The organism is Clostridium sp. D53t1_180928_C8 (assembly GCF_015667795.1).
GTDB lineage: Bacteria > Bacillota > Clostridia > Clostridiales > Clostridiaceae > Clostridium.
In genome coordinates, this window is sequence record NZ_JADPEL010000106.1 from 1 (window position 1) to 2,908 (window position 2,908).

At 51.2% G+C, this 2,908-nt stretch carries 1 rRNA gene; it reads right to left on the bottom strand.

The features are described from left to right. Position 1: 1 nt before the first annotated feature. Positions 2-2,905, bottom strand: a 23S ribosomal RNA gene (locus tag I4V51_RS20605). Positions 2,906-2,908 lie beyond the last annotated feature (3 nt).

Here is a 2,908-nt window from a genome sequence, read left to right on the forward strand (position 1 = left end):
ATTGGTCAAGCCCTCGACCTATTAGTATCAGTCAGCTACATACGTTACCGCACTTACACCTCTGACCTATCAACCTTGTGTTCTTCAAGGGGTCTTACTAGCTTATGCTATGGGAAATCTCATCTTGAGGGAGGCTTCACGCTTAGATGCTTTCAGCGTTTATCCCTTCCCGACTTAGCTACCCAGCCATGCTCCTGGCGGAACAACTGGTGCACCAGAGGTCAGTCCATCCCGGTCCTCTCGTACTAAGGACAGCTCCTCTCAAATTTCCTACGCCCGCGACGGATAGGGACCGAACTGTCTCACGACGTTCTGAACCCAGCTCGCGTGCCGCTTTAATGGGCGAACAGCCCAACCCTTGGGACCTACTACAGCCCCAGGATGCGACGAGCCGACATCGAGGTGCCAAACCTCCCCGTCGATGTGGACTCTTGGGGGAGATCAGCCTGTTATCCCCGAGGTAGCTTTTATCCGTTGAGCGATGGCCCTCCCACGAGGTACCACCGGATCACTAAGCCCGACTTTCGTCCCTGCTCGACTTGTAGGTCTCGCAGTCAGGCTCCCTTCTGCCTTTGCACTCTACGAACGATTTCCGACCGTTCTGAGGGAACCTTTGGGCGCCTCCGTTACTTTTTAGGAGGCGACCGCCCCAGTCAAACTGCCCACCTAACAATGTCCAGTCACCAGATTCATGGCGTCCTGTTAGAACCCCAGTACTGTCAGGGTGGTATCCCAAGGTTGACTCCACTAAGGCTGACGCCCTAGTTTCCCAGTCTCCCACCTATCCTGTACAGACAATACCGGAATTCAATGCTAAGCTGCAGTAAAGCTCTACGGGGTCTTTCCGTCCAATCGCGGGTAGCGAGCATCTTCACTCGCACTACAACTTCGCCGGATTTGCAGTTGAGACAGTGCCCAAGTCATTACGCCATTCGTGCGGGTCAGAACTTACCTGACAAGGAATTTCGCTACCTTAGGACCGTTATAGTTACGGCCGCCGTTTACTGGGGCTTAAGTTCACACCTTCGCTTGCGCTAAGTGTTCCCCTTAACCTTCCAGCACCGGGCAGGCGTCAGCCCCTATACATCAGCTTGCGCTTTAGCAGAGACCTGTGTTTTTGCTAAACAGTTGCTTGGGCCTATTCTCTGCGGCCTGCTCTCGCAGGCACCCCTTCTCGCGAACTTACGGGGTCAATTTGCCTAGTTCCTTAACTGCAATTCTTCCGCCGGCCTTAGGATTCTCTCCTCATCTACCTGTGTCGGTTTGCGGTACGGGCACTACTTCTCTCTCTAGATGCTTTTCTTGGAAGCATGGAATCATGTACTTCGGCCTATATGGCCTTCCCCATCACGCCTCAGAATTGTTACAGCGGATTTGCCTACCGTAACTCCCTAAACGCTTAGACTAGCATTTCCAATCGCTAGCACACACTATCCTTCTCCGTCACACCCTCGATAATAACGATGGTAGTGGTATCGGAATATCAACCGATTGTCCATCGCCTACGCCTTTCGGCCTCGGCTTAGGTCCCGACTAACCCTCAGCGGACGAGCCTTCCTGAGGAAACCTTAGATATTCGGCCTGTAGGATTCTCACCTACATCTCGCTACTAATGCCAACATTCTCACTCGTAATCAGTCCACCGCTCCTTACGGTACGACTTCAGCCCGATTACGACGCTCCCCTACCGCTTGCTAATGCAAGCCCGTAGCTTCGGTGGTAAGTTTGAGCCCCGGACATTTTCGGCGCAGGATCTCTCGACTAGTGAGCTATTACGCACTCTTTAAATGAGTGGCTGCTTCTAAGCCAACATCCTAGTTGTCTTAGAAATCCCACATCCTTTTCCACTTAACTTACACTTTGGGACCTTAGCTGACGATCTGGGCTGTTTCCCTTTTGACCACGGATCTTATCATTCGTAGTCTGACTGCCGGACTTAATGTATGTGGCATTCGGAGTTTGATAAGGTTCGGTAAGCGCTATGCCCCCTAGCCCATTCAGTGCTCTACCTCCACTACACATATCCGACGCTAGCCCTAAAGCTATTTCGGGGAGAACCAGCTATCTCCGAGTTCGATTGGAATTTCTCCGCTATCCACAGCTCATCCCATGCTTTTTCAACAGCAACGTGGTTCGGTCCTCCACGAAGTTTTACCCTCGCTTCAACCTGGCCATGGATAGGTCACCCGGTTTCGGGTCTACGGCATGCAACTAGTCGCCCTATTAAGACTCGGTTTCCCTTCGGCTCCGTACCTTAAGTACTTAACCTTGCTACATACCGTAACTCGTTGGCTCGTTCTACAAAAAGCACGTCATCACCCTCATATGGGGCTTTGACCGGTTGTAGGCACACGGTTTCAGGTTCTATTTCACTCCCCTCCCGGGGTTCTTTTCACCTTTCCCTCACGGTACTGCTTCACTATCGGTCATCAGGTAGTATTTAGCCTTGGGAGGTGGTCCTCCCTGCTTCCCACAAGGTTTCACGTGTCTCGTGGTACTCTGGATCAGAGCTTGATTATCTTAACTTTCACCTACAGGACTATTACCTCCTACGGTCTAACTTTCCAGTTATGTTCGGTTAGTTACGACTTCTCGTTAATGCTCTGTCCGCAACCCCAAAGATAAATCTTTGGTTTGGGCTCTTTCCCTTTCGCTCGCCGCTACTAAGGAAATCGATTTTTCTTTCTCTTCCTCTAGGTACTTAGATGTTTCAGTTCCCTAGGTTTACCCTCGTATAGCTATGTATTCACTATACGATACATGGGGTTTCCCATGTGTGTTCCCACATTCGGAAATCTCCGGATCACTGGCTATGTGCGCCTACCCGAAGCTTATCGCAGCTTATCACGTCCTTCATCGGCTCCTGATGCCAAGGCATTCACCATGCGCCCTTTGTAGCTTGACCTAT